At 71.0% G+C, this 19,233-nt stretch carries 15 protein-coding genes and 1 pseudogene; 9 read left to right on the forward strand and 7 right to left on the reverse strand.

Features of this window, described 5'->3' with window-relative positions:
* Window positions 1–428: 428 nt before the first annotated feature.
* Together QIY60_RS16850 and QIY60_RS16855 are read left to right on the forward strand one after the other, a co-directional pair.
* Window positions 429–1,106, forward strand: coding sequence for a response regulator transcription factor (locus QIY60_RS16850; protein WP_067159845.1), 678 nt, complete (start codon window positions 429–431; stop codon window positions 1,104–1,106).
* Window positions 1,107–1,159: 53 nt separating this feature from the next.
* Window positions 1,160–2,422, forward strand: a complete 1,263-nt coding sequence (locus QIY60_RS16855) for an ATP-binding protein (protein WP_283143191.1) — start codon at window positions 1,160–1,162, stop codon at window positions 2,420–2,422.
* A gap of 18 nt (window positions 2,423–2,440) precedes the next feature.
* Here the strand turns inward: QIY60_RS16855 and QIY60_RS16860 are convergent, their stop codons facing one another.
* Window positions 2,441–2,962, reverse strand: coding sequence for a GtrA family protein (locus QIY60_RS16860; RefSeq protein ID WP_283143192.1), 522 nt, complete (start codon window positions 2,960–2,962; stop codon window positions 2,441–2,443).
* Between the two features lie 195 nt (window positions 2,963–3,157).
* Here QIY60_RS16860 and QIY60_RS16865 point away from each other — a divergent pair, with 195 nt between their 5' ends.
* On the forward strand, window positions 3,158–4,297 hold the full coding sequence (locus QIY60_RS16865) for a 5-(carboxyamino)imidazole ribonucleotide synthase (protein WP_283143193.1): 1,140 nt from the start codon (window positions 3,158–3,160) through the stop codon (window positions 4,295–4,297).
* Between the two features lie 57 nt (window positions 4,298–4,354).
* Here QIY60_RS16865 and QIY60_RS16870 read toward each other — a convergent pair.
* Window positions 4,355–4,917, reverse strand: a pseudogene (locus QIY60_RS16870) (zinc ribbon domain-containing protein); the annotation flags it as partial.
* Window positions 4,918–4,977: 60 nt separating this feature from the next.
* Here QIY60_RS16870 and purE point away from each other — a divergent pair.
* From purE to QIY60_RS16885, 3 genes are all read left to right on the forward strand, one after another.
* Window positions 4,978–5,499, forward strand: a complete 522-nt coding sequence (purE, locus tag QIY60_RS16875) for a 5-(carboxyamino)imidazole ribonucleotide mutase (protein ID WP_283143194.1) — start codon at window positions 4,978–4,980, stop codon at window positions 5,497–5,499.
* A 5-nt stretch (window positions 5,500–5,504) separates the two neighbouring features.
* The gene (locus QIY60_RS16880) at window positions 5,505–6,689 is read left to right on the forward strand and encodes a dipeptidase (protein ID WP_283145976.1); all 1,185 of its coding nucleotides are present in this window, start codon (window positions 5,505–5,507) and stop codon (window positions 6,687–6,689) included.
* 298 nt (window positions 6,690–6,987) lie between these two features.
* Complete coding sequence (locus QIY60_RS16885; RefSeq protein ID WP_283143195.1) at window positions 6,988–8,166, forward strand: dipeptidase; 1,179 nt, start codon at window positions 6,988–6,990, stop codon at window positions 8,164–8,166.
* A gap of 10 nt (window positions 8,167–8,176) precedes the next feature.
* Here the strand turns inward: QIY60_RS16885 and QIY60_RS16890 are convergent, their stop codons facing one another.
* On the reverse strand, window positions 8,177–9,502 hold the full coding sequence (locus QIY60_RS16890; protein WP_283143196.1) for a UDP-glucose/GDP-mannose dehydrogenase family protein: 1,326 nt from the start codon (window positions 9,500–9,502) through the stop codon (window positions 8,177–8,179).
* A gap of 189 nt (window positions 9,503–9,691) precedes the next feature.
* Between QIY60_RS16890 and QIY60_RS16895 the strand changes: the two genes are divergently transcribed.
* The gene (locus QIY60_RS16895) at window positions 9,692–10,849 is read left to right on the forward strand and encodes an acyl-CoA dehydrogenase (protein WP_266980326.1); all 1,158 of its coding nucleotides are present in this window, start codon (window positions 9,692–9,694) and stop codon (window positions 10,847–10,849) included.
* A 67-nt stretch (window positions 10,850–10,916) separates the two neighbouring features.
* Here QIY60_RS16895 and QIY60_RS16900 read toward each other — a convergent pair whose 3' ends face one another.
* Both QIY60_RS16900 and QIY60_RS16905 read right to left on the reverse strand, forming a co-directional pair.
* The gene (locus tag QIY60_RS16900) at window positions 10,917–12,167 is read right to left on the reverse strand and encodes an LAETG motif-containing sortase-dependent surface protein (RefSeq protein WP_283143197.1); all 1,251 of its coding nucleotides are present in this window, start codon (window positions 12,165–12,167) and stop codon (window positions 10,917–10,919) included.
* Window positions 12,168–12,370: 203 nt separating this feature from the next.
* Window positions 12,371–13,705 (reverse strand): LCP family protein, encoded by a 1,335-nt coding sequence (locus QIY60_RS16905; protein ID WP_283143198.1) that lies wholly within the window; start codon window positions 13,703–13,705, stop codon window positions 12,371–12,373.
* 128 nt (window positions 13,706–13,833) lie between these two features.
* Between QIY60_RS16905 and QIY60_RS16910 the strand changes: the two genes are divergently transcribed.
* Window positions 13,834–14,358 carry an acyl-CoA thioesterase gene (locus QIY60_RS16910; protein ID WP_180357184.1) on the forward strand — a complete coding sequence of 175 codons (525 nt, stop codon included), beginning with the start codon at window positions 13,834–13,836 and terminating at the stop codon, window positions 14,356–14,358.
* Between the two features lie 417 nt (window positions 14,359–14,775).
* On the opposite strand, the gene QIY60_RS16915 is transcribed toward QIY60_RS16910, so the two are convergent.
* A complete protein-coding gene (locus tag QIY60_RS16915; RefSeq protein WP_283145977.1) occupies window positions 14,776–16,161 on the reverse strand; it encodes an LCP family protein in 1,386 nt (461 codons plus the stop codon).
* 200 nt (window positions 16,162–16,361) lie between these two features.
* Here QIY60_RS16915 and QIY60_RS16920 point away from each other — a divergent pair, with 200 nt between their 5' ends.
* Window positions 16,362–17,372, forward strand: a complete 1,011-nt coding sequence (locus QIY60_RS16920; protein ID WP_283143199.1) for a glycosyltransferase family 2 protein — start codon at window positions 16,362–16,364, stop codon at window positions 17,370–17,372.
* A gap of 78 nt (window positions 17,373–17,450) precedes the next feature.
* On the opposite strand, the gene QIY60_RS16925 is transcribed toward QIY60_RS16920, so the two are convergent.
* A complete protein-coding gene (locus QIY60_RS16925; RefSeq protein WP_283143200.1) occupies window positions 17,451–19,169 on the reverse strand; it encodes an LCP family protein in 1,719 nt (572 codons plus the stop codon).
* Window positions 19,170–19,233: the final 64 nt, after the last annotated feature.

The following is a 19,233-nucleotide window of genomic DNA, read 5'->3' on the forward strand; positions in this document are numbered from 1 at the left end:
TCCACGCCCGGGGCGCACCATCGCGCCCGGGGCCCGGCCCATAGGTCATTCACTGTCTTCGGAAACGGAATAGATAATTCCGGTCCTTGTGCAGAAAAGAGACCCTTGGCGCGCCAAGCAGGCCAAAGGTCCCCGTGTTAGTGCTAAAGGCGTTGAGACACCATACGACACCACACGGCCGCATATGGAAGGACTTGAGAGATGGATCACAGGCGCCGCTGGAACCATCTGCCCACATTCGAAGGTGGTTAACAGGATCGCATCCCAGAGCCGCAGGGGCGGACGGGCAAAAGACGATCAAGGAACGGCCGTCGGACGATCAAGAGGCGATCAGGGGACGATCAAGAACGGACGTGTCCCCCAACCCCGGCCGGTCCCTGACGGGTTCCACGGACAGCCCGTCCCGGTCGCGGACTACCATCACCCCCATGACCCGTGTACTGCTCGCCGAGGACGACGCGTCCATCTCGGAGCCGCTGGCCCGCGCACTGCGTCGGGAGGGTTACGAGGTCGAGGTCCGCGAGGACGGCCCGACCGCCCTCGACGCCGGACTCCAGGGAGGCGCCGACCTGGTCGTGCTCGACCTGGGGCTGCCCGGAATGGACGGCCTGGAGGTGGCCCGCAGACTCCGCGCCGAGGGCCACACCGTCCCGATCCTGGTGCTGACCGCCCGCGCCGACGAGGTGGACACCGTGGTCGGCCTCGACGCCGGCGCCGACGACTACGTCACCAAGCCGTTCCGCCTCGCCGAGCTGCTGGCCCGGGTGCGGGCCCTGCTGCGGCGCGGCGCCACCGAGCCGGCCCCCCAGCCCGCCACCCACGGCGTGCGGATCGACGTCGAGTCGCACCGTGCCTGGATGGGCGACGAGGAGCTCCAGCTCACCGCCAAGGAGTTCGACCTGCTGCGGGTGCTGGTGCGCGACGCGGGCCGGGTCGTCACCCGAGACCAGCTGATGCGCGAGGTCTGGGACACCACCTGGTGGTCCTCGACCAAGACGCTCGACATGCACATCTCCTGGCTGCGCAAGAAGCTCGGCGACGACGCCGCCAACCCGCGCTACATCGCCACCGTGCGCGGCGTCGGCTTCCGCTTCGAGAAGAGCTGACGACTTCGGGAAGAGCCGACGACCCGCGCCCGTACGTCCTGGGACACTGAGCCATGCGCCGCCGACTGATCAACTCCACGCTCGCCGTGGTGCTCGTGGTGATCGCCGTCTTCGGCGTCTCCCTCGTCATCGTCGAGACCAGGACGATCAGCAGCAGCGCCCAGGAGAGCGTGAACTCCGAGGCGCTGCGGCTGGTCAGCGTCATCGACAGCCGGATGCTCGCGGGCGAGACGGTCAGCGCCCAGTCGCTGGCCGGGGTCGGCCCCGACCGCTACGCCCGCATCGACATCCCCGGCCGCGCCCCCATCGAGCTCGGCACCCGGCCCAGCGGCTCGCTCATCCGCGGCTCCGCCGAGGGCGAGCGCGGCGAGGCCGTCCTGGTCGAGGAGTCCCGCTCCACGGTCACCCGGGAGGTCGGGCGCACCCTGCTGATCATCGGCGCGGTGGCGCTGCTCGCCATCGTCTCCGCGGTGCTCCTCGCCGTACGCCAGGCCAACAAGCTGGCCTCCCCGCTCACCGATCTGGCCGAGACCGCGGAGCGGCTCGGCTCCGGCGACCCGCGACCCCGCCACAAGCGGTACGGGGTGCACGAGCTGGACCGGGTCGCCGACGTCCTGGACTCCTCCGCCGAGCGGATCGGGCGGATGCTCACCGCCGAGCGCCGGCTCGCCGCCGACGCCTCCCACCAGCTGCGCACCCCGCTCACCGCGCTCTCGATGCGCCTGGAGGAGATCGCCCTCACCGACGACCTGGACACGGTCAAGGAGGAGGCGACGATCGCGCTCACCCAGGTCGAGCGGCTCACCGACGTGGTGGAGCGCCTCCTCACCAACTCCCGCGACCCCCGGATCGGTTCGGCCGTCGTCTTCGACCTCGACGAGGTGGTCAAGCAGCAGCTGGAGGAGTGGCGCCCGGCCTACCGCAGCGCGGGCCGCGCGATCGTGCGCTCCGGCAAGCAGGGGCTGCAGGCGGTGGGGACGCCGGGGGCGGTCGCCCAGGTCCTGGCGGCGCTGATCGAGAACTCGCTGATGCACGGCGGCGGCACGGTCGCGGTGCGCACCCGCGTCACCGGAAACCAGACCGTCGTCGAGGTAACCGACGAGGGGCCCGGCGTGCCGTCCGACCTCGGGGCGCGGATCTTCGAGCGGACCATCAGCGGCCGCAACTCCACCGGCATCGGCCTCGCGGTCGCCCGCGACCTGGCGGAGGCGGACGGCGGCCGCCTGGAGATGCTCCAGCAGCAGCCCGCGGTGTTCGCGCTGTTCCTCAGCCGGGTGGCGCGCGGCCCGCGCGAGCCGGAGCAGACGATCAGATGACCGGTTTACGCCCCTGATTCAGGAGCCGGAGTTGTTGCGGGCGTACGGGTACGGCTGCGGGGCCTCGCCGAGAAAGGATTCGGCGGTCTGCACGGCCTCCCGGGCCGGCAGCGCCCGGAACACCCAGGTGCGGTACGACCAGAACCGGAAGACCGTGCCGAGGCCGAGGCCCACCACGTTCTTGGCGACGTTGTCGGCGACGGTCGAGGTGTAGCCGAAGCCGTAGTGCGAGAGCGCCAGCACACCGTTCTCGATCACCAGGCCGATGCCGCTGAACAGCAGGAAGAGCATCAGCTCCCGGCTGCGCCGGCCGCTGTCGGTGTGCCGGTAGGTCCAGTAGCGGTTGCCGACGTAGTTGGTGGCGATGGCGACGGCGGTGGCGATGACACCGGAGCGTACGACCGCGAGGTGGGCCACGTGCATGCACAGGTTGAAGACGATCGCGTTGACGACGAACCCGATGGCGCCCACGGCGCCGAACTTCGCGATCTCCCGGGCGAGCAGCTGCAGTCGCGTACGCAATGCGCCCCGTTCACTCATGGTGATCGCCCAGCCCCGTTCGGTTCGGTGTCGTTCTCAAGATCCGTGTCGTTGGTCGTACGCCAACCTGGCCATGCTAACCAGCGCCCCCGGGCCCCGCTCGTGGGCGCCCGCAAATCCCGGCCACGCCCGGCCCCGCCCCGGCCCGCGGGCCGCTCCGGCGGGGGCCCCGGGGACGGCGGATACCCTGGGGGCGTGACGTTCCCGGTAGTCGGCATGGTCGGCGGCGGTCAGCTCGCCCGTATGACCCACGAGGCGGGCATCCCCCTCGGCATCAGATTCAAGTTGCTCAGTGACACCCCCCAGGACTCGGCGGCCCAGGTGGTGAGCGATGTCGTCATCGGCGACTATCGCGACCTGGACACGCTGCGTGCCTTCGCGCGCGGCTGTGACGTGATCACGTTCGATCACGAGCACGTACCCACCGAACACCTGCGGGCCCTGGAGGCGGACGGCATTCCCGTCCGGCCGGGGCCCGACGCGTTGGTGCACGCCCAGGACAAGGGGGTGATGCGCGCCAAGCTCGACGAGATCGGCGCGCCCTGCCCCCGCCACCGGCTGGTGGCGGACCCGGCCGACGTGTCGCGGTTCGCGGCGGAGGGCGAGGGCTACCCCGTCATCCTCAAGACCGTCCGGGGCGGCTACGACGGCAAGGGCGTGTGGTTCGTACGCTCCGAGGCGGACGCGGCGGACGCCTTCAAGGCGGGCGTGGACGTCCTGGCCGAGGAGAAGGTCGACTTCGTACGGGAGCTCGCGGCCAACGTGGTCCGCTCCCCGCACGGCCAGGCCGTGTCCTACCCGGTCGTCGAGTCGGTCCAGGTCGACGGGGTCTGCGACACCGTGATCGCCCCCGCGCCCGGCCTCGCCGAGGAGCTGGCGGGCGAGGCCCAGCAGCTGGCGCTCAGGATCGCGGACGAGCTGGGCGTGGTCGGCCACCTCGCGGTCGAGCTCTTCGAGACCCGCGACGGCCGCATCCTGGTCAACGAACTGGCGATGCGCCCGCACAACTCCGGCCACTGGACCCAGGACGGCGCGATCACCTCGCAGTTCGCCAACCACGTCCGGGCCGTGCTCGACCTTCCGCTGGGCGACCCGCGCCCGAGGTCGAAGTGGACGGTCATGTGCAACGTGCTCGGCGGCGACTACCCCGACATGTACTACGCGTATCTGCACTGCATGGCCCGCGACCCCCAGCTCAAGATCCATATGTACGGCAAGGACGTGAAGCCCGGCCGTAAGGTCGGCCACGTCAACACCTACGGCGACGACCTCGCTGACGTGCGCGAGCGCGCCCGTCACGCGGCCGACTACCTCAGAGGAACGATCACCGAGTGACCTCGTTCCCTCCCCGCACCATGCGGGGAGGGAACGGCCACAGCTCGCGCCATGACCCAGGAGGGTCTTCGCGGCGTTGTGATCCCGGTCGTGCCGGGTGCCGCATCCCCCGCACGTCCGCTCCCGGACGTTCAAGGGCAGCTTGTCGCGGATCAGGCCACAGGCGGAGCAGGTTCTGCTCGACGGGAAGAACCGGTCGATCGCGATCGGCTCGCGCCCGTACCAGGCGCACTTGTACTCCAACCGGGAACGCAGTTCCGCCCACGAGGCATCCGAGATCGCACGTGCGAGGGTGCGGTTTCCGAGCAGGCCGCGGACGGGCGGTCCTTCTTCTCGCACTTGGGGCTGGTGATCTTCTCCCCGGTGGACAGGGTCACCAGGTTGGTGATGCCCGCATCGAGGCCGACCGCCCTGTCCCGGGACACTGTGACCGTGGACGGCTCGGCGCCGTCGGGGAGAGAAGGCGACCACACGATCGCCAATGGACCACGCATCTTCGCGAGCGTGAGTTCCCCGTCCCGGAATCGGAACGCGGAACGGGTGTACTCCGCAGCGTCCTTTTCCTCGGCCTTCTTCCATCCTGTGAGCATCGCCGAGGTCTCCACGTAGGAGATCCTGCGTGAGCCTGTCTGGCACTCTGGGATCTCGCCGCGCAGCAAAAGGTACGCAAGGAGATTGAAATGAATCCAGTGGTCGGCATCGTCATGGGCTCGGACTCCGACTGGCCGGTCATGGAGGCCGCCGCCCAGGCCCTGCACGAGTTCGAGATCGCGTACGAGGTCGACGTGGTCTCGGCGCACCGGATGCCGCACGAGATGATCGCGTACGGCGAGCAGGCGGCGGACCGCGGCCTGAAGGCGATCATCGCGGGTGCGGGCGGGGCGGCCCATCTGCCCGGCATGCTCGCCTCGGTCACCCCGCTGCCGGTGATCGGCGTGCCGGTGCCGCTGAAGTACCTGGACGGCATGGACTCCCTGCTGTCCATCGTGCAGATGCCGGCCGGGGTGCCGGTGGCGACGGTGTCGGTGGGCGGGGCGCGCAACGCGGGCCTGCTGGCCGCCCGTATCCTGGCCGCCCATGACCCCGAACTCCTCGCGCGCATGCGGGAGTTCCAGCAGGAGCTGAACGACCAGGCGACGGAGAAGGGCAGGCGGCTGCGCTCCAAGGTGGAGTCCTCGGCGTCCTTCGGCTTCGGAAAGTGAGCACGGTGGACCACCTCGCGCGAGCCCGTACGCTGCTGGCCCAGCACCCCGTCGTCGACGGCCACAACGACCTCCCCTGGGCGCTGCGCAAGCAGGTCCGCTACGACCTCGCGCGCCGCGACGTCGGGCAGGACCAGACCGGCCGTCTGCACACCGACATCCCCCGGCTGCGGGCGGGCGGGGTCGGCGCGCAGTTCTGGTCGGTGTACGTGCGTACCGACCTGGCGGGCGACGAGGCGGTCAGCGCGACCCTTGAGCAGATCGACTGCGTCGACCAGCTGATCGCGCGCTACCCCGGGGACCTGGCGGGGGCGCTGACGGCGGACGACATGGAGAAGGCGCGGGCGGCGGGCCGCATCGCGTCGCTCAAGGGCGCCGAGGGCGGCCACTCCATCAACAACTCCCTCGCCACGCTGCGGGCGTTGTACGCGCTGGGCGTCCGCTACATGACGTTGACGCACAACGACAACATCGCCTGGGCGGACTCGGCGACGGACGCGCCGGGGGTCGGGGGCCTGTCCCCGTTCGGCCACGAGGTGGTCCGCGAGATGAACCGCCTCGGCATGCTCGTCGACCTCTCGCACGTGGCGGCGACGACGATGCGGGACGCGGTGTCCACGTCGACGGCGCCGGTGATCTTCTCGCACTCCTCCGCGCGGGCGGTGTGCGACCACCCGCGCAACGTGCCCGACGACGTGCTGGCGCTCCTCCCCTCCAACGGGGGAGTGGCGATGGTGACCTTCGTACCGAAGTTCATCCTGCCCGCGGCGGTGGAGTGGACGGCGGCGGCGGACGAGAACCTGCGGGCGCACGGGCTGCACGCGCTGGACACCTCGCCCGAGGCGATGGCGCTGCACGCCGCCTTCGAGGCGGCGCATCCGCGTCCGGTCGCGACGGTGGTGACGGTGGCGGACCACCTCGACCACATGCGGGCGGTCGCCGGGATCGACCACGTCGGCATCGGCGGCGACTTCGACGGCACGGCGTTCACCCCGTCCGGCCTGGACGACGTCTCCGGCTACCCCAACCTGATCGCCGAACTCCTCAGCCGCGGCTGGTCGGAGGGGGACGTGGCGAAGCTGACGTGGGGGAACGCGGTGCGGGTGCTGCGGGATGCGGAGTCCGTGGGGCGGGATGAGCGGGGGCGGCGGGGGCCGTCGAACGCGACGCTGTCTTCCCTGGACGGTTGAGCCCCCCACCCCGCCCCTTCCCTAAACCCTCCGGGGGCTGCGCCCAGGACCCCTTTCGTCTGCGGACCGTCGTTGGTTGCTCGCGCAGTTCCCCGCGCCCCTGGAAGCGCCCCTCCGGGGCGCCCCGTGGATGCCGCGCAGCGGCATTCAAGGGGCGCGGGGAACTGCGCGACCAGCTCCCACCGGCCCGCAGACGAACACCGGGCCTCCCCCGAACGCCCCGTCCGCCGCGACCCCCCGCCGCCCCCATGTGATCGTGGCCGTACTGCCGTCGCCGACGCCGAACCGGGAGACCGTCATGGCAGATCTGCAGGACGAGGCCGACGACGCCACCGCCGCGATAGGCGCGCTGGACCGCCCCACCCCCCGGAAACGCGGCGCGAAGCCGAAGCCCACGCCCGCCGAACCCACGCCGGAGGCGGAAGCGGTCGCCCCCCACGACACCCTCGACCCCGACGTCCGCACCCGCATCCACGCCCTCCTCCGCGCCCACCCCGTCGCCGACGGCTACAACACCCTCGCCCAGGTGCTCGTGAACACCCCGTGGCACGACCTCGAGCTCGGGGAGAGTTCGCTCGACACCGACATCCCGCGGATGCGCCACGGCGGCGTCGGCGCGCAGTTCTGGTCGCTGATGGTCGCCGCCGACTGCCCGGACCCCGTCAGCGCCACCCTCGAACGCGTCGACCGGCTCCGTACGCTCGTCGACGCCTGCCCGGAGGGGCTGCGGCTCGCGCAGGCCGTCGGGGACCTCGCCGACGCCCGTAACCACGGCCGTATCGCGTCGCTGTTCGGACCGGTCGCCGCCCATGCGCTGGGCGACTCGCTGGGCACGGTCCGGGCGTACCACGCCCTCGGCGTACGCGCCGTCGCCCTCACCGCCACCACGAGCTGGACCCGCGCGGGCCTGACCCGCTTCGGGCAGGAGGTCGTACGGGAGCTCACCCGGCTCGGCATGCTCATCGACCTGTCCGGCGCCGCCCCCGAGACCGTCCGCCAGACCCTCGGCTGCGCCAAGGCCCCGCTGATCTTCACCCGCTCGGCCGCCCGCGCCCTCACCGACCACCCGCTCAACGTCACCGACGAGCTCCTCGACGGGTTCGCCGAGAACGGGGGAGTGTGTCTGGTGAGCTTCGCCCCCGCGCAGGTCGCGCGGGCCGGAAGACCCGGCTGTGTGCTGGACGTCGCCGATCACATCGAGCATCTGCGCGATGTCGTCGGGCCCGGCCACATCGGCCTCTCGGGCGGGTACGGCCTCAAGGCGGGCGCCCCGCGCACCGTCGGCCTGGAGGACGCCTCCCGCTACCCCGTACTGCTCGCCGAGCTCATCGGCCGCGGCTGGGACGACACCGATCTCGCCGCGCTGACCTGGGGAAACCTCGCCCGGGTCATCCGCGACGTCGACTTCGCCGCCCGCGCGGCCCAGCCCCGCCGGGGGCCCTCCACCGCCACCATCGAGGATCTGGACCCGACGTAGATCCTGGCGGTCAGGCCCTCGGGCGGCCCATCGCCCGGAACGTCCAGCCCGCCTCGCGCCACTTCACCGCGTCCAGCGCGTTCCGCCCGTCCAGGACGATCCGGGCGTCGGCCACCTCGCCCAGCGCGGCCGGGTCCAGCTCGCGGAACTCGCGCCACTCGGTGAGGTGGAGCACCACGTCCGCGCCCCGGACCGCGTCGAGCGCGGTGTCCGCGTAACCGAGCGTGGGGAAGAGGCGGCGGGCGTTGTCCATGCCCTTGGGGTCGTAGACGGTGACCTGGCCGCCCTGGAGGTGGATCTGCCCGGCCACGTTCAGGGCGGGCGAGTCGCGTACGTCGTCGGAGTCCGGCTTGAAGGTCGCGCCGAGCACGGCGACCCGCTTGCCGAGGAAGGACCCGCCGCCGAGCGCCTCCCGCGCCATCTCGACCATCTGGCCGCGGCGGCGCATGTTGATGGAGTCGATCTCGCGCAGGAAGGTGAGCGCCTGGTCGGCGCCGAGCTCACCGGCCCGGGCCATGAACGCGCGGATGTCCTTCGGCAGACAGCCGCCGCCGAACCCGATCCCGGCCCGCAGGAACTTCGAGCCGATCCGCTCGTCGTGCCCGATGGCCTCGGCGAGCTTCACGACATCTCCGTCGGCGGCCTCGCACACCTCGGCCATGGCGTTGATGAACGAGATCTTGGTGGCCAGGAAGGAGTTCGCCGAGGTCTTCACCAGCTCGGCGGTCGGGAAGTCGGTCACCACGAACGGGGAGCCCTCGCCGACCGGGGTCGCGTACACCTCGCGCAGCAGCTTCTCGGCCCGCTCGCTCTCCACGCCGACCACGATCCGGTCGGGGTGCAGGGTGTCGTTCACGGCGAAGCCCTCGCGCAGGAACTCGGGGTTCCAGGCCAGCTGCACGCCCTCGGGCAGCCCCGCGGCGAGCCGGGCGGCGGACCCGACCGGCACGGTCGACTTCCCGACCACCAGCGCGCCCTCGCGCAGGTGCGGCGCGAGCGAGGCGAAGGCGGCGTCGACGTACGACATGTCGCAGGCGTACTCGCCGTGCTTCTGCGGGGTGTTCACACAGACGAAGTGCACATCGCCGAAGGCGCCGACCTCCTCCCAGGAGGTGGTGAAGCGCAGCCGCCCGCTGGACCCCTCGATCCCGGCGACGTGCTTGCCCAGCAGCTCCTCAAGCCCCGGCTCGTACATCGGCACGCGCCCCTGCGCCAGCATCTCGATCTTCTCGGGGACGACGTCGAGGCCCAGCACCTCGAATCCCAGCTCCGCCATGGCCGCGGCGTGGGTGGCCCCGAGGTATCCGGTGCCGATCACAGTGATCTTGAGGGCCATGCGGTGCTCCTGGGAGGTACGGGCTTGAGGACGCTGCCCGAGCATAGTCGGGCCCTTGCCACGCCTGTGATCCGCACCGGAACCGCAGGCAGGGGGGCTGTCGTCAAGCTCACGTATGCCCCGAGCCGTACACCCCACTAAAATTAAGGTTACTTAACGGTAGTTAGCGCCCTTGGGGAGTGAGTCACCTTGGCCGGAACGGCTGATTTCGACCTGTACCGCCCGTCCGAAGAACACGACATGCTCCGTGACGCGATCCGCTCGCTCTCCGAGGCGAAGATCGCGCCGTTCGCGGCCGAGGTCGACGAGGAGGCCCGCTTCCCGCAGGAGGCGCTGGACGCTCTGGTCGCCAATGACCTGCACGCCGTGCACGTCCCCGAGGAGTACGGCGGCGCCGGCGCCGACGCGCTCGCCACCGTCATCGTGATCGAGGAGGTGGCCCGCGTCTGCGCGTCCTCCTCCCTCATCCCGGCCGTGAACAAGCTCGGCTCGCTCCCGGTGATCCTCTCCGGCTCCGAGGAGCTGAAGAAGAAGTACCTGGGCCCGCTGGCCAAGGGCGACGCGATGTTCTCGTACTGCCTCTCGGAGCCGGACGCGGGCTCGGACGCGGCGGGCATGAAGACCCGCGCGGTCCGCGACGGCGACTTCTGGGTCCTCAACGGCGTGAAGCGCTGGATCACCAACGCGGGCGTCTCCGACTACTACACGGTGATGGCCGTGACGGACCCGGAGAAGCGCTCGAAGGGCATCTCCGCCTTCGTCGTCGAGAAGTCGGACGAGGGCGTCTCCTTCGGCGCCCCGGAGAAGAAGCTCGGCATCAAGGGCTCCCCGACCCGCGAGGTCTACCTCGACAACGTCCGCATCCCCGCCGACCGCATGATCGGCGAGGAGGGCACCGGCTTCGCCACGGCGATGAAGACCCTGGACCACACCCGCATCACCATCGCGGCCCAGGCCCTCGGCATCGCCCAGGGCGCCCTCGACTACGCCAAGGGCTACGTCAAGGAGCGCAAGCAGTTCGGCAAGCCGATCGCCGAGTTCCAGGGCATCCAGTTCATGCTCGCCGACATGGCGATGAAGATCTCCGCCGCCCGCGCCCTGACGTACCAGGCCGCCGCGGCCTCGGAGCGCGGCGACGCGGACCTGACCTACCTGGGCGCGGCGGCGAAGTGCTTCGCCTCGGACGTCGCGATGGAGGCCACCACGGACGCCGTCCAGCTCCTCGGCGGCTACGGCTACACCCGCGACTACCCGGTCGAGCGCATGATGCGCGACGCGAAGATCACGCAGATCTACGAGGGTACGAACCAGGTCCAGCGCATCGTGATGGCGCGCAACCTGCCGTAGCGGCAAGCGAGTCGGGCCCGCATCCGTGCGTCACGGATGCGGGCCCGAGGCGTGTGCGGGGCCGTGCTCAGCCGTCGGTGCGGCGGCGTGCCGCCAGGAGCGCGCCCGCGCCCACCACCACGGCCGCGCCGCCCGCGAGGGCGAGCTTCGGGGTGGCGGGGGAGGAGCCGGTGGCGGCGAGCTGACCGGTGGCGGCGGTGTTCACCGGGGTGGTGGAGGTGCCGCCCTGGGGCTTGGCGTCCGGGGTGCTCTTCCCCTGCGTGCCGGGCTTGGTACCGGCGGCGAGGATCTCGAACGGGTACTTGTCCATCGGCGGCTGCGAGCCGTCGCAGGACTTGCGCGCGTCGATGGCCGAGACGAAGGCGAAGCCCTGGCCCGCCGGGGTCTTGGCGTCGAGCGTCAGCCGGAGCTTCATGTCGGCGTGCGCACCGGCCTCCAGGTTCTCGATCGCACCCGCGCGGTGCAGGCTGTCGACGTCCTTCCAACCGCCGGACCTGGCGGTGGACCACTGGAGGTGCAGCAGGTCGCCGGAGACCTTGTGGTTGCTCTTGTCGGCGGCCCAGATGTACGTGAACGCCCGGAGCCGGTCGAGGGTCTTCTCCGTGCCGTTGGTGATCCGCAGCGAGAAGTCGGTGGTGGTTCCGGCGGCGATCTTCGACGGCAGGCCGGTGAGGGCCGCGGTGATGAGCCGGGTGCCGGGCTCGCAGGCCTCCTTCTCGGCCTCCTTCTTGGCGTCGGCGAGCGCCTGGTCGGCGGCCTCCTTGGCGGCGAGGGCCTTCTTGGTCGCCTCGGTGGCGGTGTGCAGCGTGCGGAGCGCGGCGACCTCCGCGTCCTGCGCCTCCTTTAGGGCCGCCGCGGCCTTGGCGTCGGCTTCCTTCTTCTTCTCGGCCGCCTCCTCGGCGTCCTTCTTGGCGTCGTCGAGGACCTTCTGGGCGGCGGCCCGGTCCTCGGGCTTCGCGTCGGCGGGCAGCGCGGCGAGGATGTCCGCCGCGTCGGTGACGGCCTTGTCGGCGAGGGTCTTCGCGGCGGTCGCGGCGCCCGCCTCCTCGGCGGCGGCCTTGGCCTTCACATGCAGGGGCGCGTCGTCGGACATCGCGGCGTCGACGGCCTTCTGGGCGATGTTCTGCGCGGTGAGGGCTTCGTCGTACGCCTTCTTCGCCTCGGCAGCAGCCTTCTCCAACTCCTCGATGGTCGGCTTCTTCTTCTGCGTCTGCGACGGCGGCTGCGCGTCGGCGAACGCCGACCCGGCCGACAGCATCACCACGGGCGCGGTCACAGCGGCGGCGACGGCCGTCGCCAGAGCACGGCGAATGTTCACTACGCCCCTTCGGGGTACGGGAGAATCACGAATGCCGGTGATCGTATGACCGGAACAAGGGGTGCAGTAGAGGTTTCTTTACGCCAAAAGCCCCGCCAGGCCCCCCAGTTGGGCGGGCAAAGCGGGGCAAGGGCGGGCAGTTGTGCAGAGCCCTGTGATTTCTCTGTGAGTCTTGTCGCGCTCGGCGCACGTCTGACAGGGCGTCAGCGCGACGAAGTCACCGTGACCTTCTGGTCGTTGTTCAGTTCGTTCACCAGCTGCTTGACCTTCGCGCTGTCCCACACCAGGGACGTCTGCGGGCCGTTGCCGGAGATCGGCATGTTCATCGACGTGCCGCCGCCGCTGGTGACGCCCTTCATCGCCCAGAACATGTCGCCCAGGTCGAACAGGCTCATGTCCTTGTCGACGATCAGCGTGTCCAGGCCCGCGCCCATCACCGGGTACAGCTTGAACGGGTTGAGCACGGTCGACGGGGTCGCCGTCTGGCTGGCCAGGGCGGACAGGAAGCGCTGCTGGTTCTTGGTGCGCTCCAGGTCGCCGGCCGCGTAGCCGTGCCGGTTGCGGACGAAGGCGAGGGCCTGCTGGCCGTCGAGGGTCTGCTTGCCCTTCTTGAAGTCGGCGCCCGAGTCCCTGTCCTTGATGTCCTGCGGGATGTCGATCTCCACGCCGCCGACCGCGTCCACGATGTTCGCGAAGCCCGCGAAGCCGATCTCGGCGTAGTGGTCGATGTGCAGCCCGGTGTTGGCCTCGACCGTGCGCACCAGCAGCTCGGGGCCGTCCATCGCGTACGCCGCGTTCAGCTTGTTGTGGCCCTTGGCCGGGAACAGCTTTCCGGACTGGGAGCCCTTGAAGCTGGGGATCTGCACCCACGAGTCGCGCGGCAGCGAGATCATCGTGTTCCCGTTGTCACCGGTGTGCAGGATCATCATCGAGTCGGTCCGCTTGCCCTCGGCGGAGCCGGTGTGCAGCTTCTTCTTCTCGTCCTTGGACAGCCCGTCGCGGGAGTCCGAGCCGACGATGAGGTAGTTGGTGCCCTTGCCGTCGGCGGGGCGGTCGATGACCTTCGACAGGTCCACGTCGCGGTGCATCTTGCCGTCGGCCCAGAAGTACGTGCCGACGGAGACGCCGACGATCGCGACCACCAGGACCGCCGAGCCGATCATGATGCGGCGCTTCCAGTTCGGCCGCGGCCTGGCGGGGGCGCCGGCCGCGCCCGGGCCGCCGCCCGGCCCGCCCGGACCCCGGCCGCCGGGGCCGCCGGGGCCGCGCCCGGACGGGGTGCCGTAGACCTGGCCGTCGCTGTAGCCACTGTCGTACGCGCCCGGTGCGGGCACACCGTTGCCGTACTGCTGCTGTCCGTAGCCGGCCCCGTCGTCGTACGAGGGCTGCTGCGGCGGGACCGGGCGCTGCGGGCGCACCGGCGTGGAGCCCACGGGCCGCTGCACGTGGCGCATCACGCGCGGGCCGTCCGGCTGCGCGGCGGAGCTGCCGCGGCCGTAGCGCTCGCCGCGGTCGTCGTCGGACCATCCGTCGTTCATGCCGTCAAGCATGCACGGGTCCCCCGCGTGTCTGACAGGGCGGGTGGGGATCTGGGCCCTGGCTGTTGCACAGCTGATGCAATGTGCGCGCGATGAGGACACACCCGGCCGCGCATAAGCTGGGCGGTATGACTGATCTTCCGGGCAAGCCGACCTCGGCGTCCCGTACCACCCTGAGCCACATCATGACCGCCCATGACACGAACCTTCTGGGTACGGTCCACGGCGGTGTGATCATGAAGCTGGTGGACGACGCGGCGGGGGCGGTCGCCGGCCGCCACTCCGGGGGCCCGGCGGTCACGGCGTCCATGGACGAGATGGCGTTCCTGATGCCGGTCAGGGTCGGGGACCTGGTCCATGTGAAGGCCCAGGTCAACTGGACCGGCCGGTCCTCGATGGAGGTCGGTGTACGGGTCCTGGCCGAGCGCTGGAACGAGTCCACGCCGGCGCAGCAGGTGGGCTCGGCGTACCTGGTCTTCGCGGCGGTCGACGCGGACGGCAAGCCGCGCCCCGTGCCGCCGGTGCTCCCCGAGACGGAGCGCGACGAGCGCCGTTACCAGGAGGCCCAGATCCGCCGCACGCACCGCCTGGCGCGGCGCCGGGCGATCCTGGAGCTGCGGGAGAAGCGGGCGGCAGAGGGCCTGGACGACTAGCGCTCCGCCCGGGGTGCCTTGGGTTCATCGCGCGGCTGCGGGCCGGCTGTGGCTGATCGCGCAGTTCCCCGCGCCCCTGAACCCCCGCCGCTGTCGGCACGTGCGCCGCTACCCCCGCCGCTGTGGGCAATCGTGCCGCTAGGGGCGGCACGGGTGGGCACAGCGGCACCCCGTCCCCGGGCACTTCCGCTCCCGCCCGGCCCCTTGCGGCTCGTTGCGCGGCTGCGGGCCGTCGTGGGCTGGTCGCGCCCACGCGGCGGAGCCGCAAATCGATACAGCCCCGCGCCCCTTATCCCGCACCGCCGTGCGCACGCGCGCCGCTACCCGGCATCCCGTCTCCGGGAAACCTCGCACCCCGCTGAAGGCGCAGCGCTGCACGCACGCCGCGAACCGCCCACGCGGCGGCGGGGAGGCCCACTAGGGACACACCACCTCGTCCCCCCGTACCGTTTCGAACTCGCCCGCCCCCGCCGCCTCCGCCCGCACCGGCGTCACCGCCCTGAAGTCCGTGCCCGCCGTCACCTTCAGGGTGGGGCCGAGGCCCTTGACCGGGCGGAGTTCGGCGCCGGGCAGCGCGGCCGCCAGCGACCGGGCCGAGCGGTCCCAGCGCGGGTCGTACTCGACGAGCGTGCGCTGGACCAGACCGGTGCCGCCCGCCATCGGGTTCCCCGTGGTGCGGAAGCCCGTGGCGCGCAGCGCGTCGTCCACCCGCCGCCCGAGCCCGTCCGTACGCGTGCCGTTGTAGACCTGGACCCGGATCTGGTCCGGCGCCACCTCGACCACCGCCCCGGGCGGCTTCCCCTTGCCGTCCTGCTGCCCGCGCGCAGCGCTCCGCGCAAGCGACCGGTCCTCGCGCAGCGAGGCGAACAGCTTCCGCGACTTCACCGGGTTCCACTTCACCGTCGACCCGATCCCCTTCACGGGGAAGCTCATCTGCCCGATCGGCACGGTCGCGAACTCCGACGACGCCGGCGAGAAGTCCCGCATCGTCCGGCCCAGCGACAGGACCTCCTCCGCCCCGAAGCCCTGGTCCGCCCGGACCGACGACAGCAGCGTCGAGGCGACCTCGCGGAAGCGCACCGGGTTCATCAGCACCCCCGACCCCGTCGCCTTGTGGATCAGGGCCGCCATGAACCGCTGCTGGCGCTGCATCCGGCCGAGGTCCGCCGACCCGTCGGTGTGCCGGGAGCGTACGTACTGGAGCGCCTGCCCGCCGTCGAGCTCGTGCGTACCCGCCGCGAGGTCGAGACCGGTGTACGAGTCCTTCATCGGCCGGGCCGTGCAGATCTGCACCCCGCCGAGCACGTCCACCGTCTTCATGAAGCTGGTGAAGTCGACCTCCAGATAGTGGTCCATCTTCAACCCCGTCATGTGCTCCACCGTGCGCACGGTGAGCGCGGGCCCGCCCTCCGCGTACGCCGCGTTGATCTTCACGGGGTGCTGGTTGTGGTGCGCGCCGGTGTTCTGGTCGGTGTGCTCGGGGATCTCCGCGTAACTGTCGCGCGGGATGCTCACCACGCTCGCCCGGTTCCGGTCCGCCGAGACGTGCACGATCATCATCGTGTCGGTGCAGTGGCAGGGCGCCCCGCCCAGGCGGTACTTCTCCCTCTCCTCCGGCGTGACCGTCTCCCGGCCGTCCGTGCCGACGAGCAGGATGTTGGTGCCGTGCCCCGCCTGCGGCCGGTTCTTCATGTCCTTGAACGGATCCACCCGCCCGATCCCGCCGTCCAGACTGGTCACCACGGCGTGGCCCACCCCGCCCGCGCCCAGCACGAGGACCGAGAGGGTCGTCGCCATCCGCATGCCCCAGCGGGGCCGCTCGTCCTGCTGTCTGCTGCGGGGCCGGTCGGTACGGGGGGAGCGGGAGCGGGGGGGCGTGGGCACGGAGACCTCCGCGGGCGAAAGGGGGATAGTGAGCACCGTAAGCCCATACGATCTGCGACAACCGGCGCCGCCCCGGCCGCGCGCAACGCTGTCCCCCGTTCGCGGTAACGTGACCCACGATGAACGCCACGCACCCCGCTGTTTCCGTGATCATGCCGGTCCTCAATGAGGAGCGGCATCTGCGCAACTCGGTCCGCCACATCCTGGAACAGGAGTACGACGGCGAGATGGAGGTGGTGATCGCGCTCGGCCCGTCCACGGACCGCACGAACGAGATCGCCGCCGAGCTGGTACAGGAGGATCCCAGGGTTCACACCGTCCCCAATCCCACCGGGCGCACGCCGGCGGCCCTGAACGCGGCCATCAAGGCCTCCCGTCACCCGATCGTGGTACGGGTCGACGGCCACGGCATGCTCTCCCCGAACTACATCGCCACCGCCGTCCGCCTCCTGGAGGAGACCGGCGCGCAGAACGTCGGCGGCATCATGCACGCCGAGGGCGAGAACGCCTGGGAGGACGCGGTCGCGGCCGCCATGACGTCGAAGATCGGCGTCGGCAACGCGGCCTTCCACACCGGCGGCGCGGCGGGCCCGGCCGAGACGGTCTACTTGGGCGTCTTCCGGCGCGAGGCCCTGGAGCAACAGGGCGGCTACAACGAGGAGTTCATCCGCGCCCAGGACTGGGAGCTGAACTTCCGCATCCGCGAGGCCGGCGGCCTCATCTGGTTCTCGCCCGAGCTGAGGGTCCAGTACCGCCCGCGCCCGAGCGTGCGCGCCCTGGCCAAGCAGTACAAGGACTACGGCCGCTGGCGCCACGTCGTCGCCCGCTACCACGAGGGCTCCATCAACCTGCGCTACCTCGCCCCGCCGACCGCCGTCTGCGCGATCGCTGCGGGCGTCGTGGTGGGCGCGGCGCTCACCCCGGTGGGCTTCGTGATCCCGGCCGGCTACCTCGCCGCGATCGCGGCGGGCTCGCTCCCGGCGGGCAAGGGCCTGCCGCTCAAGGCCCGCCTGCAGATCCCGGTGGCGCTCGCCACCATGCACATGTCCTGGGGCTACGGCTTCCTGACCAGCCCGAAGGCGCTCGCCAAGAAGGTCATCGCGAGCCGCCGCCCGGCGGTCAAGGTCTGATCAGCACGTACGAAAAAAAGGGGGCGCCCGGTGCTGTGAAGCACCGGGCGCCCCCTTTCGCGCAGGCGGGACCCGCGACTACCAGCGGTAGGGCGCGTACACGTCCATGCAGTCCGAGTTGTTGGCGCCGTTGACGTTCTCCGTGTCCTTCAGCGGGTCGTTGTCCTGGGCGGCCTTCTTCGGGTACGTGGCGCCGGTGCGCCAGTCCGCGCCGACCGTGAGGGTCAGCGTCGAGACGTCGGCGGACACCTTCACCGCGCTGGAGGGCAGTTCCATCGCGGCCGCCACCGACATCGCGTCGGCCTTGCCCTGCGCGCCCGCGCTCTTGGGGTACGTGAGCGTGGTGGCCGCGGCCGAGCCGCGGGTGTCGGAGGCCTTCGCCTTGTAGAAGCCCTTGTTCTTCAGGGTGTCGGCGACCGTGGTCGCCCGCTTCTGGGTGGGCGCCATGCCGTTGACGCCGGTGCCGTTGACGACGCTGAGCACGAGCGATCCGGCCGGGGTGGCCGCCGGGCCCTTGGTCTCCGGCTTGGCCGGGCCGTCGTCCTTCTTGTCGAGCGGCTTGTCCTCGCGCAGCAGCGACCACAGCGCGTCGGCGGCGCCCGGCTGCGGCAGCACGTGCTCCCTGTTCTTGGGGTCCTCGATCCGGGGCATGGTGAGCATGTTCAGCCGGTCCATCGGCACGCTCTTGAGCTCCATCCCGAGGTCGTAGAGCTTCTTGGGCGTGCCGAGCTCACGCGAGACCTGGAGCGCCTTGGTGGCCGTCTCGGCCAGGTTCATGATGCGCCCGGTGTTGGTGAAAGCATTCTGCTTCTTCAGCTCGCGCATCACCGAGTTCATGTACATGTGCTGGGCCTGGGACCGGCCCAGGTCGCTGTAGAAGGCGTGCCGGGTGCGCAGCCACTGGAGCGCCTGCTCGCCCTTGACCTTGTGGGTGCCCTTGGTCAGCCGCAGGTGCGAGCCGCCCGGCACCTTGGGCTTGGGCCCGTCGTACACGTTCTGCTTGACGCACACCTCGGCGCCGCCGACCGCGTCCGCCATCGACACCACGCCCGCGAAGTCGACCATCAGCCAGTGGTCGATGTAGACCCCGGTGAGCTTCTCCCAGGTGTCCAGGACGCAGCCCGCGCCGCCCCGGGCCAGCGCCTCGTTGATGAGGGTGTTGGTGGCCGGTTCCGTCTTCTTGGTCTTCGGGTTCACACACGCCGGGATGTCGACGCGGGTGTCGCGCGGAATGGAGATCACCGAGGCGCTCTTGCGGTCCGCGGAGACGTGCATCAGCATCTGCACATCGGCCCGCGGCGGGTCGTTCGCGGTGTCCCGGGCGCCGCCGAGCTTGACGTTCTCGTCGCCCGCGCGGCTGTCGGAGCCGATCAGCAGGACGTTCAGCGGGGTCTGGCCGTCGGCGTTGGCCGCGGTCTTCTTGGCGTTGGATCCGCCCGCGCTGCGGTCGCCCTTGCGGATGTTGCCGCTGAGGTGCTGGTAGTACAGGTAACCGGCGCCGGCCGTCCCGAGTATCAGCAGCGCGAGGGTCAAGGCCGCCCAGCGCAATATGCGCCATTTGCTCTTCTTCTTCACGCGTTTGCGCGGACCGCCGCGCCGGTGCCCGCCGCCGTCGGCGGCCGTGGCCTTCCCGGGTGCGCCCTTGCCCTCGCCCGGCCCGTCGCCGGAGGAGCGCGGGGCGGGCGGCTTGCCGCCGCCCCCCTCCTCGCCGTACAGAGACTCGTCCCAGCCGTGCTGATCGGCCTTTTGGACGCGCCGCGGCCGCGTTCCCTCCCCGCGCACGCTGTTCTGCCCCACCCCAATACCCCCTGTCTCAGGTGGTCCCCGTGCCCGCTAAGGGCCGGAGACCTGTCGTCACTTG

This window comes from Streptomyces sp. BPTC-684 (assembly GCF_030028635.1).
Classification (GTDB): domain Bacteria; phylum Actinomycetota; class Actinomycetes; order Streptomycetales; family Streptomycetaceae; genus Streptomyces; species Streptomyces noboritoensis.